Genomic DNA, 17,544 nt, shown 5'->3' with positions numbered 1-17,544 from the left:
CTCAGCGCTCCGCCGCCACGCGGATGACGCCGACGTCGCCCTCGATGGCGATGAGCGTGCCGAACTGCACGGACGCGGCCTGGATGCGCTTGAGGATCCGCTGGGCGTCCTCATGCGACGGCGACTTGGGCGTGCCCAGCAGGCGGTCGTCCTGCAGGTTCTGCACGAAGGGATGGATGCGGATCACCGCGACGCGGCCGTTGCGATACTCGCTGACCGCCACCGCGCCGTCGTACCACTCGGCCGGCAGGGTGAAGCCCCGGAACTGGCGGTTCTTGTCGCCGACCTGGAACATCAGGCTGCCCATGCCGTAGAAGATCGGCCGCCCCTTATAGATCTCGACGCCCAGCAGAGCGTGCGGGCCGTGACGCACCACTGCGTCGGCGCCGGCGTCGATCAGTTCGTGGAACAACGGCCGCATGTAGTCGGCCGGCCGGATGTCCTCCGGATCCGACGAGGCCGTCTCGTGGGCGTGGATCGAGAACACCACCAGATCGGCCTTGCCCCGCGCCTCCCTGACGCTGGCCAGGGCCGCGCCCCGATCGCCCGCATCGAGGTCGTAGCTGAGACCCGGGCGCTCATCGACACGGAAGGTCGTGCGGCCGATGGTCAGTTCCTCGCCGGTCTTGGCGGCGCTGAACACTTCCGGGTTCTTGGTCGCGTCGGGCGTCGCCGAGCGGGCGGCGATCTCGCGCAGGGTCCGCATCTGCTCGGGCGTCACGCGCTGCAGTTCACGCGCACGCAGCGGGGCCAGGCCGGGCCGGGCGCGAAAGCCTCGGGCCGGATTGGGATCGGCGGCCAGCGAGATGTCGGTATAGGTGCCGGCGAACGACACCAGGGCCACGGTTCCGCGCGCCGTCTTGGCGTAGGCCGGCGCGCGAGCGGCCGTCAGGCTGTCGCCCGTGCCGGCATGGACGACGCCGGCCGCGTCGAGCGCGCGCTCCGTCAAAGCCATGCCCTCGACGCCGAAGTCGGTGGCATGGTTGTTGGCCATGGACATGACCTTGAAGCCCAAGGCCTTGAGGTCGAACGCCACCGCCGCGTCGTTGATCGGCGTGCCGCCGCCGTTCTGGGCCGCCGGCCAGCCGGGGAACTTGTCGAAGTCGAAGACCGCGCCTTCCTGGTTGCCGAAGGCCGCGTCGGCGCCCGACAGCAGCTTCTGGATCCGCAGCGTGCCGGGATCGCCCAGGCCGGTGATCGGATGTTCGGGCCCGATCAGGTCGCCGGTCACGGCCAGCGAGAAGCCGTCCTTGACGGTGGCCGGCGTCTGAGCGGCGGCCGGTCCGGCGAGCGAGGCGGCCAGCAGCGCGGTGATCAGTAGACGCATTTCATCCCCTCGGTCCCGGGCTTGCGGGCCCATTGATAGACCTCCGCCTGCTCGCCGCGTGGCAGGTAGGTCAGCGGGAAGGTCTTGCCGTCGCGAGTGACCTTCAGGGTCAGGGTCGCGGCCGGATCGCCCTGCACGCCGTCCAGCGCCACCGCGTAGGTGACGACGTCGCCGTCACGCAGCCCGGCCTTCGCCGCCTCCGAACCCGGGATCAAGCCACGGATCGTCTTTGTCGTCCCGACCAGCGACTTCGGCTCGAAGCCCAGTTCGAACCGACGCACCTTGGCCGTCGTGCGGGTGAAGCAGGGTCCGAAGTCGTCGGGCTGCGGCAACATCAGGCCGCCCGCCAGCATGGCCTCGTGCAGCTTGCGGCCGTCCTCGCCCAGTTCGCCGGTCACCAGCACGATCCAGACCGCATCATCGGCCTTCTGACCGGCGGCGAAGCGGCGGTTCATCTCCAGCACCAGGTCGTCGACCGAGCGCTTGCCGCCGCTGGCGCGACGGATCTTGCCGTCCAGCACTGCGAAATACAGCCCGCCCCGGTCATAGGGCAGCACCCGGATGCGGCTGTCCTCCCAGAAGCGCGGCGCGATCTCGCCGTCAGGCGTGCCGTTCAGCGGATTGGCGTAGTAGCGCCGCGCGGTCTCGTTGAGGTCTTCCAGGAACTCGTCGGCCGACAGCAGTCCGGCCCGGAACGGCAGCAGGCCCTGATAGTGGACGGCGATCCCCTCACCGTACCACTGGCCGGCGTCGGAGTCGGTCCAGGTATGGACCATCTCGTGCGACAGCGTGCCCTTGAGGCTGTCGCCCTTGGTGTCGGCGCCATAGGTGGTCAGGAACGAGCGGGTCAGGGCCGTGCCGCCGCCGGCGTTGATCGGATTGTAGCGCAGGAAGACGCGGTACGGCGGAACCGCCTTGTCCTGGAAGAAGCCGCTCATCCAGCCGTGCAGGCGGTTGGTCCAGGCCATCAGCGGCGCGGGATCAAACGGCGGCGCCCCCATCCAGGCGGCCGAAAAACCGGTCTCGGACACGACCGCCGGCTCGCGCTTCATCGGTCCGGCCATGAACACGGTCGAGGCCAGCTGGCCGGCGGGACCGTCCGGCAAGGCGACGTCGCCCTCACCGAAGCTGGAGGTCGCCGTCGAGCCCTCTGGCAAGGCGCCCAGGTCCCAGCTGAGGCGGATGCGGCGCACGACCTGGTCCTCGGGCAGCAGGACGAAGGTGTTGCCGACGCCCGAAACCCCGCCGCCTTCGGTGCGCAAGGCGTAGGGCGGGCCAGAGCCTCGGGTGGGCGGAGTGTTGTCGACCGGCGCGACGTAGCGGACCACGACCGGACCACGGGTCGCCCGACCGGCCAGCCAGTGGCGCGACCAGACCATCCCCGTGGCGGGGTCGTCCTTGATCGTCAGGGGGATCTCGCCGTCCGCGTCGAAGGCCTTCAGCCCGGTCAGGGTTTCGGCGACCGTGGCGGTGTTGGCGATGACCAGCGGCAGGGTCAGCAACGGCGCGCCGGCCTGGACCGACAGTTCGGAGAACCGCATCTCCACGCCCAGGCCGCCCCTGCCCCCGGCCTCGTCCATCCGGCTCGGCGTCAGGCGCAGGTCGAGCGATGGCATAGAGCGGGCAAGGCTGGGTCCCGCCGGCGCCAGCAGGAGGACGGCGGCCAGACCGGCCAGCAGACGGGTTCTCAGGGTCATCGCACCTGCTCGTAGAGATAGGCCGCCGCCGCCAGATCCTGCACGGCGTGGCCGATCGACTTGTACACGGTAATCTCGGACGCCGACCGACGCCCCGCCTTCGGATCGGCGAACACCTCGCCGATCTCGGCGGCGATGCAGTCGCCGTCCACCAGGCCGGCGGCGATGGCGCGCAGGAACTCGCCCGCGCCATTGTGCGCCGACTCCCGGCTTTCGACGAAGTAGCGGCCGACCGACACCACGGCGGCCTCGGCCTCGGCGGCGGAGGCGACGCTGGCGCCGACCAGGTTCACGTGGGTTCCCGGCGTCAGCCATTCGGCCATCAGAACCGGCTCAACGGCGCCGGTCACGGTGCAGACGATATGGGCGTCGGCGACGGCTTCGCGAGCGTCCTCGACGGCGACCACGGCAAGCCCCGTCGCCTCCGACATCTGTTCGCAGAAGACCTGGGCGCGTTCGAAAGATCGCCCCCAAACGCGCACTTCCCGCAGCGGGCGCACCCGCGCCAGGGCCTCGATATGGGCGCTGGCCTGATGACCGTGCCCCATGAGGGTCAGGCGATCGGCGTCCGCGAGCGCGAGGGCGTCGGTCGCCGCCGCCGTGCCGGCCGCGGTGCGGATCTGGGTGATGGCGCCGGCGTCGGCGACGCAGACGGCCTGTCCGCTCTCGGCGTCGAACAGCACCACCACACCCTGGTGGGCGCTGCGCCCCGGACGATCGGGCTCGGCGAACACGCTGATCAGCTTGGCGCCGAAATAGCCGCCGGCGATCAGCGCGCCGGGCATCTGTCCGAACAGCCGCCCCGCCCCGATCGGAATGATCGAGCGGGGCAGCTGCCGGGTCTGCCCGCCGGACAGCGCCACCATCGCCTCGCGCACCGCCGCCCGACAACCATCGACATCGAGGCGTTGCAGGACGGCGGCTTCGTCGAAGAACCGCATGCCTAGAAGCTGCGGCTCAGCGAAACGCCCGCCGTGCGCGGCTGCAGGAAGATGGCCTGCGGCGAGCTCGTGCCGCCGCGGGTGGTCGCTTCCACGACGCCGCGCTCGTCGCCCAGGTTCTTGATGTAGGCGGTGAACCGCCAATCGGCGTCGTAGAGACCGGCCCGCACGTCGACCGTCGTGTAGGACGGCAGCTTGATCCGCGAGCCGTAGGCGGTGTTGCCCGTCGCCGTCGGCAGGATGTTGGCGAAGTCGCCATAGCGCTCGCCGACATAGGCCAGGCTGGCGCCGACCGTCGCCGAGAAGCCATGGCCGATCGACCAGTCGTAATCGCCCGACAGGCTGGCCGAGACCTTGGCCGACCCCGGCAGGCGGTCGCCCTTGTCGCCATAGATCGGCGAAGCGCCCGCGGGCGACTTCAGGTCGTCCGACAGCTTGGCGTCCAGCAGGGTCAGCGCCCCGTCGAACGACAGACCGCCGATCGGCGCCCAGCGGCCCGACAGTTCCAGGCCCTGGCTGCGGGCGGTCGAGCCGTTGGTGTAATAGGTGAACTGCGTGGCCACGTCGGTGGTCAGGAGCTGGATGTCGTCCCAGTCGACCCGGAACAGCGCGGCCTCGTAGGTGAAGCGCGCGGCCCTGATCACGCCCTTCAGGCCGGCTTCGTAGCTGACCACGCTGTCGGACTGGAACGACAGCGGAACGCCCGTCACGCCCGCGCCGTTGGGACCGCCCGGGCGATAGCCGGTGGCGATGCGCAGATAGGCCATGGCGTCGGGCGAGATCTTGTAGCTCGGCGTCAGCAGCCAGGTGACCGCGTCGTCCGACGACTTGGCCCGGGGCTCCGACGAGCTCGGACCGAAGAAGCGCACGGCTTGCGGAGCGATGGTCGTGGTCGAGGCGCTGCTCTGGTCGTTCGACGAGTAGCGCACGCCGGCCTGCACGTCGAAAGCCGGCGTAAAGTGGTAGGTGAGGTCGGCGAACGCCGCCTTCTCCTCGAACTTGGCCGGCCCCACCGAGGCGTAGGCGGTCGTGTCCGAGCCCGTCGTCGGGCGCACGACCAGCGTCTGGTCGACCGAGATTTTCTCGTGGGTGTAGAAGCCACCGACCAGCCATTCGAGCGGACCGTCCGACTTCGAAGCCAAGCGGATTTCCTGGCTGAATTTCTTGGTCTGGTCGGCGTTGACCAGCGAGACGCTGGATCCGGTCGGCGCCGAGAAGGCAGACAGCAGGAAACCGAAGGTGTTGGTCTGGTCGAGGTCGGAGGCCGACTTGATGCGGTTGTAGGCGCTGACCGAGGTCAGGTCGGCGAAGCCGAGATCGTACGTGGCCCGGCCTTGATAGAGGGTCACGTCGACGTCGCGCCTGGTCGGCGCGATGTTCAGCGTCATGTCGCCGAAGTACGGTGTGAAGTCGACGCCGCCGGTGAAGGCGCCCGTGCCGCACGACGGGCAGATGCGGATCTGCGGGCTGCCGACGAACTTGGCCTCCTGGCGCAGCACCGACAGGTCGATGCTCAGGGCGTCGATCGGCTTGAACAGCAGCGCGGCGCGGCCGCCCTCGACGCGGTTGTCGTTGATGTCCTCGCCCGCGGCCTTGGCGTTGATGTTATCGAGATAGGGCGGATCATGGCGGGTGAAGCCGCTGACCCGCAGGGCCAGCTTCTCGCTGACGATCGGCAGATTGACCGAACCACGCAGCGACCAGCCTTCACCACCGCCGGACGCGGTGTTGGCGCCGGCCTCGATCCGGCCGCTGAACCGCTCGGTGTTCGGGCTGACCGTCACGTACTTCACCAGGCCGCCGAGGCTGGAAGCGCCATAGAGCGTGCCCTGCGGGCCGCGCAGGATCTCGACCCGCTGCAGGTCGGACGGATCGATGTCGATCAGAGGCGACTGGGCCGAGGCCGCGCCCGAGGTCAGCGGCACGTCGTCCAGGGCGAAGGCCACGGTCGCGGCGGTGCCGCCGCCGGTGGTGACGCCGCGGATGGCCACGCCGTTGGCGCGCTGCTCGGTGCCGCCGCCGCTCAGCGAGACGCCGGGAACCCGGTTATAGAAGTCGCGGATCTGCACCAGGTTCTGCCGGGCCAGATTGTCGCCCGTGACCGCCGCCACCGAGACCGGAACGTCCAGCAGGCGCTCGGACTTCTTCTGCGCGGTCACCACGATCTCGCCGATCGTCGTGTCGTCGGCCGCTTCTTGAGCGTACGCCAGGGAACCGGCCAGCAGGCACGCACCGCCCGTTCCCGCCAGCAGAAAAGCCTTCAAACCGTTGCGCATCGCAGACCCCCAAGATGCGGAGCACGGCGCCGACGCCCGCCCCAAGACCCATGTTCGCCAATAGCCTTGCAACAGAACGAAGACAGCTTCAACATTTTGTTGAATTCATCGACACAGCGTTGAGGCGCGACGAATTGCGCATGCTTTTCAGGTCACTGCTGCGCAAAAGGCAGGCGCCGCGGCGCCCGTGCGTGCGGGGCGCCGATCATGTTGCACGGGCGCTGAGGCCGGAATATCAACGCTCTGTTGAAATCAGTCGCCTCGTTCCCGGTTCGCAGCTTCGCATGAAAGACCCGACCTCCGTGCAAGACGAAAAGGCCCTGCTGGGCGTGCTTCAAGGCGTCGCCAAGGCGCTGGAATGCGCCGTGAACCAGCACACCGAGGTCGTGGTCCACAACCTGCGCCAGCCCGAGTCCTCGATCATCGAGATCGTCAACGGACACGTCAGCGGGCGCGGGGTCGGCTCGGCGATCATCGCGGGGCCGGCCGAGGACAAGGCCTTCGACACCCTCGTCGCCAGCAAGGCCGCCGCCCATCCCAACGAGGTGCGCGTCGTCTCGAACTACACCTCCCGGACCGCTGACGGGCGCGCGCTGCGCTCGTCGTCGGTGGTGCTGTTCGATGAAGAAGGCGTTCCCGCCGCTGCGCTGTGCCTGAACGTCGACATGGGCGCGATCGAGCGCATACAGCGCGACGTCCAGGCCGCCCTGATCCCCATGGTCCTGCCCCCGCTTCCCGCGCCGAGGTCGGAAACCAACATCGAGGACCTGATCGAAGAGATCATCGCGTCGGCGCTGGACGCCGCGGGCGTGCCGGTCGACCGCCTGTCGAAGGCCGAGAAGAAGGCGGCCGTCGCCACCATGCACGAGCGTGGCCTGTTCGTGATCCGCGGCTCGGTCGAACGGGTCGCCGCCCGCCTGGGCGTCACCAAGTTCACGATCTACAATTATCTCGACGAGATCGGCGCCAAGCGGTCCTGAGCCGGCCTTATGCCGGTCCCAGGCCGCTCCTAAGGCGCCGGCCGCTAGCCGCCCGGGTGCAGCCCCGGCGCTTCCTGGCCCGTGCGGCTGACATATTCGGTGTAGCCGCCGCCGTACTGATGGACGCCTTCAGGCGTCAGCTCCAGCACCCGGTTCGACAGGGCCGCCAGGAAGTGGCGATCGTGCGAGACGAAGAGCATGGTGCCCTCGAAGTCCGCCAGGGCCGCGACCAGCATTTCCTTGGTCGCCATGTCGAGGTGGTTGGTCGGCTCGTCGAGGACCAGCAGGTTCGGCGGGTCGAACAGCATCTTGGCCATGACCAGGCGCGCCTTCTCGCCGCCGGACAGCACGCGACAGGGCTTTTCGACGTCGTCGCCGGAGAAGCCGAAGCAGCCCGCCAGGGTGCGCAGCGCCCCCTGCCCGGCCTGCGGGAACGAGCGCTCCAGCGACTCGAAGATCGTCTCTTCGCCGTCCAGCAGGTCCATGGAGTGCTGGGCGAAGTAGCCCATCTTGACGCTGGCGCCGATGTGGACCGCGCCCTGGTCGGGCTTGGCGTCGCCGGCCACCAGCTTCAGCAGCGTCGACTTGCCGGCGCCGTTGGCGCCCAGCACGCACCAGCGCTCCTTGCGGCGCACCAGGAAATCCAGGCCCTCATAGATCGGCTTGTCGCCGTAGCCCTTGTGGATGTTGCGCAGGTTGATCACGTCCTCGCCCGAACGCGGCGGGCTCTGGAACTCGAACTGCACCGTCTGGCGGCGGCGCGGCGCCTCGACGCGTTCGATCTTGTCGAGCTTCTTGACCCGGCTCTGCACCTGGGCGGCGTGCGAGGCGCGCGCCTTGAACTTCTCGATGAACTTGATTTCCTTGGCCAGCATGGCCTGCTGGCGCTCGTACTGCGCTTGGCGCTGCGCCTCGCCGAGCGCCCGCTGCTGATCGTAGAAGTCCAGATCGCCCGAATAGGTGATCAGCGAACCGGCGTCGATCTCGATCACCTTGCCGATGATGCGGTTCATGAACGCGCGGTCGTGCGAGGTCATCAGCAGCGCGCCGTCGTAATTCTTGAGGAAGGCCTCAAGCCAGATCAGGCTTTCCAGGTCCAGGTGGTTGGACGGTTCGTCGAGCAGCATGCCGTCGGGCCGCATCAGCAGGATGCGAGCCAGCGCCACGCGCATCTTCCAGCCGCCGGACAGCAGGCCGACGTCGCCGTCCATGCGCTCCTGGCTGAAGCTGAGACCGGCCAGCACCTCGCGCGCCCGCGCCTCCAGCGCATAACCGTCCAGTTCCTGGAAGCGCTCCATCACCTCGCCGTAGCGTTCGATGACGGCGTCCAGCTGGTCGGCCTGGTCCGGATCGACCATGGCCGCCTCGAGCGTAGCCATTTCGGCGGCCAGCGCGCTGACCGGGCCGACGCCGTCCATCACCGCGGCGACCGCGCTCTGGCCCGACATTTCGCCGACATCCTGGCTGAAGTAGCCGATCGTCATGCCGGAATCGATCGCGACCAGCCCGTCGTCGGGCTGTTCCTGGCCGGTGATCATGCGGAACAGCGTCGTCTTGCCGGCGCCGTTGGGGCCGACGAGCCCGACCTTTTCGCCCTTCTGGATGCCCATCGAGGCTTCGATGAACAGGAGTTGGTGGCCGTTCTGCTTGGAGATGTTGTCGAGGCGGATCATGGGGCAGTCTGCTAACGCGGGCCGAGGCAGAACGCCAGCCTCTGGGCCACATCAATTCCGAGCGCGACGATTGGCCATCACCTTCAGGCCCCGGTCGCGGGATCCAGCATGACCCCAGGCTTGGGCCGTCCGTTCAGCAGCGAGGCGGCGACCGCGGTCCCCGCCAGGCCGAAGGCGGTGGAGGCGCCCCCCTGCTACCGCTGGCCGCGGTCACCGGGCGCACGCACGGCATGAGGGCCTGTCGGCGCCGTCCATCCCGATTGCCTCGCACGCGTACGCCGGACCTGATGAAGGCCATGACCGGAGCGCCAGCGGCGAGCCGCTTGATGATCGGCACGGCCTGCTCGCCGAGCAGAATGCCCATCAAACCGATCAGCGCGATGGCCGGCGGCGCCGGCGAGCGCACGCTCAGCAAGGCGTAGATCACGCCCACCAGCAGCCCGGCGCCGAGAGAGAGAAGGTAGGGCTTCATGAAGACGTTCCATCTGGATGGCGGACCCGGACCAGGGCGGCGCACGGCGAAGAAGAACGCCGGCGACGCAGGACATCGAGCCGCCAACGGACAGCGCCGACTTTGGCTTTCCAGGGCCCGAAGGCTTGAATGGATCGGTTGTTGGCGTGGGCGCGGCGGCTCACGCGCCGGCGGCCAGCAAGAATTCGGACCTTTTCAGCGGTCAGGATAGGTCCTGCTCAGACGCCATGACCGAAAGAACCCACGGTTCACTGGCCTTTACTGCGCTTTACTCCTGCCACGCCGCCCCTGCGCCTAAGGTCACTGGCGAAAACTTGATCCACGGAGACGGCGCATGGCGCAGATCGAAATCACCAAAGGCCTGGGCGCGGAGATCGTCCGCCATGCGCCTACCCCCGTCGAACACCCGGCGACGCCGGTCGAGCCGCCCCGGTGGGAAGGGCTTCTGCCCTGGCAGGCAAGGCGGGTTCGCGACTACGTCGACAGCGACCTGGGCGGCCGGCTGTCGATACGCACCGCCGCGCAACGCGCCAAGCTCAGCCCGAGCTACTTCTCGCGCCGCTTTCGCCAGTCCTTCGGCGTGACCTTCTCGCGGTTCGTGGCCCTTCGCCGGATCGAGCTGGCCCAATCGATGATGGTGATCGGCGCCACGAGCCTGTGCCAGATCGCTCTGGCCTGCGGCTTCACCGACCAGGCGCATTTCACCCGCACGTTCGGCGGCCTGACCGGCTCGACGCCCTCGCAGTGGCGGCGGACCGCGGCGCTTGAAGGTCGATCGGCCGAAGCGATGGGCTCGTGCTAGGGGGCGAAGGCGCTGTCAACCGGCGGCCGATGGAGTGCACCTCCGCAGGCGGGATCGCCCCCCCCCAAGACAGGCTCGGACTGTCCATGACGAGAAACGGCCGCACCTGGCGGGAAGCCCGCCGGGTGCGGCCGTCGAGGGCCTAGGGACAGCGCCCCCGCATCAGGAGCCGGACTGAGCGGCGCAGTTGGCTACCGCCTTGCCGCTCTCCCCCCGGCAGCCGCCACCGCCAGCGCCGGTCTCGCCAGAGGCGGCGCCGTCGCCGACAACCTCCGCCGCTTCGGAGAACGACACCGCGATCGGCGACGGCGTCAGGTCACGCCCGCCCGACACCGCGCCGGGCACGGATGAGCCGCCGCCGACGTCGCCAGTGTCGACGACGCGCGAAGGCGGGTTGGACGACGGCGCCGGCGTGACCGAGAGCACCGCGTCGACGAAGGTCACCGCATAGTTCGGGCTCGAGGCGAGGCTGCCGCGGGTGATCGCATAGTCGCCGACCAGCGAACCGGTGTCGGCCGTGGTGGCCAGCGCGCCGGAAAGCGTGTCGCCGTTGACCAGGCCGCGCCCGCCGACCGTCCAGGTCAGCGCCGGGTTGGTCGCGCCATAGATGCGGCTGAGGGCGTCCGCGGTCACGATGATGGTCCGCGGCGTGATGGTCAGCGCCGAGGCGTTGCCCGCCGCCTGCACGCTGGTCAGCACGTAGTTGCTGCTCGCGCTCAGGCCCGAACCGGTGACGGCGTAGGTCCCGACGCCCGAGGTCGCCGTCGCCGTGGTGGTCCAGGCGGCGCTGCCCCACAGGGTGTCGGCGCCGACCAGGCCGTCGACCACGTAGCCGCCGGAGAGGCCGCTGGGGGTGTCGCCATAGACGCTGCCGACGCCGTTGGCCGTGTAGGTCACGGTCAGCGCCTTGGGCGTGATGGCCAGGCCGCCGTTGACATAGGTGATGGCGTAGTTCGACAGCCCGTTGCCGACAGCGCCAGACAGGACGTCGACATAGGTCCCGACATTGGTCCCGCCGGCCAGGCCCGCCACCGAGGTGACGACGTCCGAACCAACCAGGCCGTTGGCCGTGAAGCCGTTGGTCTGCAAGCCGCCATTGTAGACCACCGAGCCGGTGTTGCCGGTCACGGTCAGCGCCTTGGGCGTGATGGCGAGGCCGCCGTTGACGTAGGTGATGGCGTAGTTCGACAGGCCGCTGCCGGTCGCGCCCGACAGAACGTCGGCATAGGTCCCGACGTTGGTCCCGCCGGCCAGGCCCGCCACCGAGGCGACCACGTCCGAACCAACCAGGCCGTTGGTGGTGAAGCCGTTCATCTGGGCCGCGCCATTGTAGACGCCCGAGGTCGTCCCGCCGGTGATAACCAGCGCCTTCGGCGTGATGACCAGGCCGCCGTTGACATAGGTGATGGCGTAGTTCGACAGGCCGCTGCCGACAGCGCCAGACAGTACGTCGGCATAGGTCCCGGCATTGGTCCCGCCGGCCAGGCCCGCCACCGAGGCGACCACGTCCGAACCAACCAGGCCGTTGGTCGTGAAGCCGTTGCTCTGCAGGTCGCCGTTGTAGATCACCGAGCCGTTCCCGCCGGTGATGGTCAGCGCCTTGGGCGTGATGCCCAGGCCGCCGTTGACGTAGGTGATGGCGTAGTTCGACAGGCCGTTGCCGGTCGCGGCCGACAGGGCGTCGGCATAGGTCCCGGCATTGGTCCCGCTGGCCAGACCCGCCACCGAGGTGACGACGTCGGAGCCGACCAGGCCGTTGGTCGTGAAGCCGTTGCTCTGCAGACCGCCGTTGTAGATCACCGAGCCGTTGCCGCCGGTGATGGTCAGCGCCTTCGGCGTGATCATCAGACCGCCGTTGACGTAGGTGATGGCGTAGTTCGACAGGCCGCTGCCAGTCGCGGCCGACAGGCTGTCGGCATAGGTCCCGGCATTGGTTCCGCTGGCCAGGCCCGCCACCGAGGTGACAACGTCCGAACCGACCAGGCCGTTGGTCGTGAAGCCGTTGATCTGGGCCGCGCCGTTGTAGACCACCGAGCCGTTCCCGCCGGTGATGGTCAGCGCCTTGGGCGTGATGACCAGACCGCCGTTGACATAGGAGATGGCGTAGTTCGACAGGCCGCTGCCGGTCGCGGCCGACAGGGCGTCGACGTAGGTCCCGGCATTGGTTCCGCTGGCCAGACCCGCCACCGAGGTGACGACATCGGAGCCGACCAGGCCGTTGACCGTAAAGCCGTTGGTCTGGGCCGCGCCATTGTAGATCGACGAGCCGGCGCCGCCCGTGATGGTCAGCGCCTTGGGCGTGATGACCAGCCCGCCGTTGACGTAGGAGATGGCGTAGTTCGCAAGACCGCTGCCCGTCGCGCCCGACAGGCTGTCGGCGTAGGTCCCGGCGTTGGTCCCGCCGCCCAGCCCCGCGACCGAGGTGACGGTGTCGCCGTTGATCAGGCCGCTGGTGGTGAAGCCGTTGACCTGGGCCGCGCCGTTGTAGACCAGCGACCCGGCGTTGCCGGTCACCGTCAGCGCGCGGGGCGTGATGGTCAGGGCGGTGGCGTTGCCGGCCGCCTGGCTGGCGACCAGCGTGTAGTTGGAGCCGACACCGAGGCCCGAACCGGTGATGGCGTAGCCGCCGACGCCCGAGGTGGTGGTCGCCGCAGTCGTCCAGCTTGCCGTGCCCGACAGCGTGTCGCCGCCGATCAGGCCGCTGGCGAGGTAGCCGCCGCTCAGGCCGATCGGCGTCTGGCCGTAGGTGCTGCTGGCGGCATTGGCCGTATAGGTCACCGTCACGGCCTTGGGCGTGATGGCCAGACCGCCGTTGACATAGGTGATCGTGTAGTTCGACAGGCCGAGGCCGATCGCGCCCGACAGGCTGTCGACATAGATCCCGACATTGGTCCCGCGCCCCAGGCCCTCGACCGAGGCCACCATGTCCGAGCCGACCAGCCCGGTGGCGGTGAAGCCGTTGATCTGGAGGCCGCCGCTGTAGGTGTTGGAGGCGCTGTCGCCGGTGATGGTCAGGGCCTTGGGTATGATCGCCAAAGCGCCGCTGATGTAGGTGATGTTGTAGTTCGACAGACCGTTGCCGGTCGCGCCCGACAGGTTGTCGGCATAGTTGCCGACACTGGTTCCACCGCCCAGACCCAGAACCGAGGTCACGGTGTCCGAGCCCACGAGGCCGACCGTGCTGAAGCTGTTGGTCTGCGCCGCCCCGGTATAGGTGGATGGGGTAAGTCCGCCAATGATGGTCAGGGCCTTGGGCGTGATCGTCAGGCCGCCGTTGACGTAGGTGATGGCGTAGTTCGACAGGCCGCTGCCGGTGGCGGCCGACAGGCTGTCGGCATAGCTGCCGACATTCGTCCCGCCGCCCAGGCCCGTAACCGAGGTCACGGTGTCGGAACCGACCAGACCATTGGTGGTGAAGCCGTTGGTCTGAGCGCCGCCGGTGTAGATCGACGAGCCGGTGTTGCCGGTCACGGTCAGGGCCTTGGGCGTGATGGCCAGGCTGCCGTTGACGTAGGTGATGTTGTAGTTCGACAGGCCGCTGCCGGTCGCGCCCGACAGGTTGTCGCGATAGGTCCCGACATTGGTGGCCGTGGCGATGCCCTCGACCGAGGTCACCGTATCGCGACCGACCAGGCCGTTGACCACCACGGCGTGGTTCTTTTGCGAGCCGGTGTAGACGCCGCTCACGTTGGTGCCGGTGATGGTCAGGGCCCTGGGGGTGATCGTCAGGCTGCCGTTCACATAGGTGATGTTGTAGTTCGACAGGCCGCTGCCGGTCGCGCCCGACAGGTTGTCCAGATAGGTCCCGACGTTGGCGCCGGTCGCGCCGCCGCTGACGCTGGTGATCGTGTCGCCACCGACCAGGCCCGTGGGGACAAAGCCGTTGCCGAAGGCCGTGCCGGAATAGGTCAGCGTGCTGGTTCCGCCGCTGATGGTCAGCGCCTTGGGCGTGATGGTCAGCGTGCCCGTCCCGGTGACCATCAGGTCATAGCCCTGCTGGGTCGAATAGGCCCCGGTGGTGTACGAGCCCACATCGCGGCCGCGGCCGCCGCCCAGGATCAGGCTGGTGTCGACGCCGTTCGGCGCCGTGACCGTCGCGCTGACCAGCTGCGGGACGCCGTTATAGACGGCGGTGGCGTCGCCGACGCTGACCGCCACGGTTCCCGGCTTCAGGAAGGCCTTCAGCATCGGGGTGGTGAAGCCCTCGTACATCCGCCAGGTCAGGGCCTGACCACCGGTCAGGTCGATGTCGCTGGTCGCGCCCGTAGCCAGCATCGACCAGGCCGAGGCGTTGTAGATGTAGTCGGCCGCGTTCCACTGCGCTGCGTCGGAGGTGACCGAGGCCAGGCTGGTCACGGTCGCGCCGGTGTTGGAGCCCAAGCCCGAAGCCTGACCGCTGGCGTAGCGATCCCAGTACGACGCCTCGATCGTTCCGGCCGAGGCCACGGCGATCAGGCCGCCGGCCGTGCCCGCGGCGCCGCTCGCGCCGTACACCGTGACGGGCGGCGGGCCGACCAACATGGAACTACCGCCGCCGCCGCCGGCGGCGGACACTCGGCCCGTTGCGTAGCTTTGCGCGATGTCGGCGCTGGCCAGGCCGGCCAGGCCCCCGGCCTTGCCGCCCGCGCCGCCGGCGCCGCCGGCGCCGCCAATCCCGCCGTAAGGATTGCTGCCGCCGCCGCCGCCGTTGGCTGACGCCGCGCCCGTCGCATAGCTTTGGGCGATCGCGCCGCTGGCGTCGCCGACGAGCCCCCCCGCCACGCCGCCGCTGCCGCCCCTGCCGCCATTGGAAAGCGTTGAGCCCGCGCCGCCGCCGCCGCCGTTGGCGGACGCCGCGCCAGTGGCGTAGCTCAGGCTGATCGTGCTGCGGCTCTTACCAACGAGCCCGCCCGCGGTCCCGCCGGAGCCGCCCGTACCACCGCTCCCTCCACCCGCCGCGCTACCGGCGCCGCCGTTGGCCGAAACCGCCCCCGTGGAATAGCTCCTCGTGATCGCGCCGTCGCTCTCGGCGACCAGGCCGCCAGCCGTGCCGCCCGTGCCGCCCGTGCCGCCGCCGCCGCTGCCGCCGCCGCCGTTGGCCGAGACCACGCCCGTGGCGTAGCTCGCCATGATCGTGCTGTTGGACAGCCCGACGAGCCCCCCCGCCTTGCCGCCGCCCCCGGAGGTGCGGGCGCTGCCGCCGTTGGCCGAGACCACGCCCGTCGCATGGCTCCCCGTGATCACGCCGCTGCTTTCGGCGACTAGGCCGCCGGCCACGCCGCCCGCGCCAGCAGTACCGACTGTAACGTCGGTGCCGGCGCCGCCGTTGGCCGCGACGCCCCCCGTGGCGTAGCTATCCGAGATCACGCCGTAGGACTGGCCAGCGAGGCCCCCCGCCTTGCCGCCCGCACCGCCCAGGCTGCTGCCGTCGCGGCCGTTGGCCGAGACCGTGGCGGAGGAATGGCTTCCCGTGATCGTACCGTAGGACTTGCCGACCAGCCCGCCGGCCACGCCGCCCGCGCCGCCGCTGGAGGGACCGGGAGTGCGCCCGCCGTTGGCGGATATCGAGCCCGTGGAATAGCTCTGGGTGATCGCGCCGTAGGAAACCCCGACCAGGGCGCCCGCCGTGCCGCCGACGCCGAATCCGCTGATGGCGCTGTCGCCATTGACCAAAACGCTGGCGTTGACGAGGCCGACATTGCCGATCGAGGCGCCGGCGGCGGCATAGCCGAACAGGCCGCCATAGGCGGACGACGTGCGGTTGATGGTCAGGTTGCTGACGGTGTGGCCAAGGCCCAGGAAGCGTCCGGTGAAGCCCTGGCCGCCGCCGGCGGCGTTGGTGGCGCCCAGCGGGTCGAAGCCCAGGCCGCTGTTCCAGCCGCTGGTGGCGCTGGCGTCGATATTGGCCCCCAGGGCGTAGTAGCCGCCCAGGGCGCCGTTGATCCCCTGCAGGTCCGTGCCCGTGGTCGAGCCGGCAGCGCCCAGGGCGGTGATGATGGTGTAGGCTTGACCGTTGACGGCGAAGCTGTTGCCGCCGCCCGTGAAGTCGATCCGGCCGCCGAAACCGCTGCTGTTCAGGCCGAAGTCGAGGCCGGCGCCGGCGAGCGGCGTGGCGGCGATCGAGCCCTTGGTGTCGCCGTAGTTCAGGGCCAGGCCCGCGCTGCCCGAGGCGGTCAGCACGGCGTTGACCTTGATGCTGTTGGCCGCGTTCAGCGTCAGGGTGTTGGCGCCCCAGCTGATCGCCGAATTGATGATGATGTCGCCCGCGCCCTCACTGGCCACGCCCGGTCCGGACAGCCCGCCGCTGAGGTAGGTTTCCAGCCAGACGTTGCTGAAGTTGAGGGCGTTCTGGATGGTCGCGGCCGCGGCCGCGTCGATCGTCAGGTCGGTCGGGTCGACCAGCCAGGTCCCCGTCGCGCCGTTCGCCGCGCGGGTGTCGACGCGCAGGCCGGTGAAGTCGACATAGTTGCCCGAGGTCTCGATGAAGCCGCCCTTGCCGGCGGCGCCCGTGGCGCGGGCCGACAGCTCGCCGTTGGCGCGGGTGTTATTGCCCATCACCATGATCGAGCCCGCGTCGCCGGCGTCGGAATCGACGCTGATCTTGCCGCCCAGCACGATGTCGCCGTTGCGGCCGGTCACGCTGGCGCTGCTCAGGCCGTCCAGATTGACGGTGTTGCGGGTCGCCTCATAGCCCGACTGGGCCGAGACCAGCGCGCTGGAGCCGTCCGCCGCCAGGGCCGACTGCTCGGGCAAGGCCACCTGCAGGAAGCCGCCGCCGTTGAGGTCGAGCGTGGCGTGGGTGACCGCCCCGATCACCACCTTGCCCGCCGGGGCCATGATCAGGCCGGTGCTGGAGACGCTGCCGCCCAGCAGGCCGACGACACCGCCGGCGCCCACGGTGATCGAGCCCCGGTGGTCGATCGTACCGCCCGTACCGGTGAAGCGGCCGGCGCCGGCCATGAACTCGTCGTTGGAGATGTCCAGCGTCGAGGCCACGAAGCCGCGGCCGGCGTTGATCACGCCGGTCTGGGTGATCTGGATGCCGTTGGGATTGATCAGATAGACGCTGCCGTTGGCGGTGATCTGGCCGGCGATGGTCGAGCCGGTCGTGCCGGTCACCCGGTTGAGGGTCGCGCCGTCGGCGTTGGGCGTCACGAAGGTCAGGCTATTGCCCTGGCCGACGTTGAAGCTGGCCCAGTCGATCACCGCCTTCTGGCTGGTCTGGGTGATGGTCTGGGCGCCGCCCGACTGGCCGCCGATGGTTGCCGAGCCGGCGACCACCGAGCCGCCGGTGGGCAGGGCGTCCCGCGCCGCCGCCTGGCTGGCCATCGCGGCCAGGGTCAGGGTCAGGCTGGTGGTGGCGATCAGGTGAAGCTTGTTGGCGATAAGCATGGTCT

At 69.5% G+C, this 17,544-nt stretch carries 9 protein-coding genes; 2 read left to right on the top strand and 7 right to left on the bottom strand.

The annotated features are described in order from the left end of the window. Position 1: 1 nt before the first annotated feature. Genes G5B46_RS14930 through G5B46_RS14915 form a run of 4 tightly spaced genes read right to left on the bottom strand, consistent with a single transcriptional unit; the run spans position 2 to position 6,241 of the window. On the bottom strand, positions 2–1,327 hold the full coding sequence (locus G5B46_RS14930) for a CapA family protein (protein WP_165259834.1): 1,326 nt from the start codon (positions 1,325–1,327) through the stop codon (positions 2–4). Continuing rightward, positions 1,315–3,024 carry a peptidase M61 gene (locus G5B46_RS14925; RefSeq protein WP_165259832.1) on the bottom strand — a complete coding sequence of 570 codons (1,710 nt, stop codon included), beginning with the start codon at positions 3,022–3,024 and terminating at the stop codon, positions 1,315–1,317. The genes G5B46_RS14930 and G5B46_RS14925 overlap by 13 nt, the downstream gene beginning before the upstream one ends. After that, a complete protein-coding gene (locus G5B46_RS14920; protein WP_165259830.1) occupies positions 3,021–3,965 on the bottom strand; it encodes an ornithine cyclodeaminase family protein in 945 nt (314 codons plus the stop codon). Before G5B46_RS14920 ends, G5B46_RS14925 begins: the two co-directional genes overlap by 4 nt. Before the next feature lie 2 nt (positions 3,966–3,967). After that, positions 3,968–6,241, bottom strand: a complete 2,274-nt coding sequence (locus G5B46_RS14915) for a TonB-dependent receptor (RefSeq protein ID WP_165259827.1) — start codon at positions 6,239–6,241, stop codon at positions 3,968–3,970. Positions 6,242–6,543: 302 nt separating this feature from the next. Between G5B46_RS14915 and G5B46_RS14910 the strand changes: the two genes are divergently transcribed. Further along, complete coding sequence (locus G5B46_RS14910; RefSeq protein WP_165259825.1) at positions 6,544–7,221, top strand: PAS domain-containing protein; 678 nt, start codon at positions 6,544–6,546, stop codon at positions 7,219–7,221. 44 nt (positions 7,222–7,265) lie between these two features. On the opposite strand, the gene G5B46_RS14905 is transcribed toward G5B46_RS14910, so the two are convergent. After that, positions 7,266–8,894: an ABC-F family ATP-binding cassette domain-containing protein gene (locus G5B46_RS14905; protein WP_165259823.1), complete on the bottom strand. Its 1,629-nt coding sequence runs from the start codon at positions 8,892–8,894 to the stop codon at positions 7,266–7,268. A 133-nt stretch (positions 8,895–9,027) separates the two neighbouring features. Then, positions 9,028–9,366, bottom strand: coding sequence for a DUF1427 family protein (locus G5B46_RS14900; RefSeq protein WP_165259821.1), 339 nt, complete (start codon positions 9,364–9,366; stop codon positions 9,028–9,030). A gap of 334 nt (positions 9,367–9,700) precedes the next feature. On the opposite strand from G5B46_RS14900, the gene G5B46_RS14895 reads away from it, so the two are divergent. After that, positions 9,701–10,168 carry an AraC family transcriptional regulator gene (locus G5B46_RS14895; protein WP_165259819.1) on the top strand — a complete coding sequence of 156 codons (468 nt, stop codon included), beginning with the start codon at positions 9,701–9,703 and terminating at the stop codon, positions 10,166–10,168. A 162-nt stretch (positions 10,169–10,330) separates the two neighbouring features. On the opposite strand, the gene G5B46_RS24730 is transcribed toward G5B46_RS14895, so the two are convergent. Further along, the gene (locus G5B46_RS24730) at positions 10,331–17,539 is read right to left on the bottom strand and encodes an MBG domain-containing protein (protein WP_165259817.1); all 7,209 of its coding nucleotides are present in this window, start codon (positions 17,537–17,539) and stop codon (positions 10,331–10,333) included. Between the last annotated feature and the right edge of the window lie 5 nt (positions 17,540–17,544).

This window comes from Caulobacter sp. 602-2, from assembly GCF_011043625.1.
Taxonomy (GTDB): domain Bacteria; phylum Pseudomonadota; class Alphaproteobacteria; order Caulobacterales; family Caulobacteraceae; genus Caulobacter.
This window is presented reverse-complemented; position numbering and strand designations above follow the sequence as displayed.

Coding starts and splice junctions, on each gene's coding strand:
- G5B46_RS14925 (WP_165259832.1), bottom strand. CDS start 3,024: ATGACCCTGAGAACCCGTCTGCTGGCCGGTCTGGCCGCCGTCCTCCTG.
- G5B46_RS14900 (WP_165259821.1), bottom strand. CDS start 9,366: ATGAAGCCCTACCTTCTCTCTCTCGGCGCCGGGCTGCTGGTGGGCGTG.
- G5B46_RS14915 (WP_165259827.1), bottom strand. CDS start 6,241: ATGCGCAACGGTTTGAAGGCTTTTCTGCTGGCGGGAACGGGCGGTGCG.
- G5B46_RS14930 (WP_165259834.1), bottom strand. CDS start 1,327: ATGCGTCTACTGATCACCGCGCTGCTGGCCGCCTCGCTCGCCGGACCG.
- G5B46_RS14905 (WP_165259823.1), bottom strand. CDS start 8,894: ATGATCCGCCTCGACAACATCTCCAAGCAGAACGGCCACCAACTCCTG.
- G5B46_RS14920 (WP_165259830.1), bottom strand. CDS start 3,965: ATGCGGTTCTTCGACGAAGCCGCCGTCCTGCAACGCCTCGATGTCGAT.
- G5B46_RS14895 (WP_165259819.1), top strand. CDS start 9,701: ATGGCGCAGATCGAAATCACCAAAGGCCTGGGCGCGGAGATCGTCCGC.
- G5B46_RS24730 (WP_165259817.1), bottom strand. CDS start 17,539: ATGCTTATCGCCAACAAGCTTCACCTGATCGCCACCACCAGCCTGACC.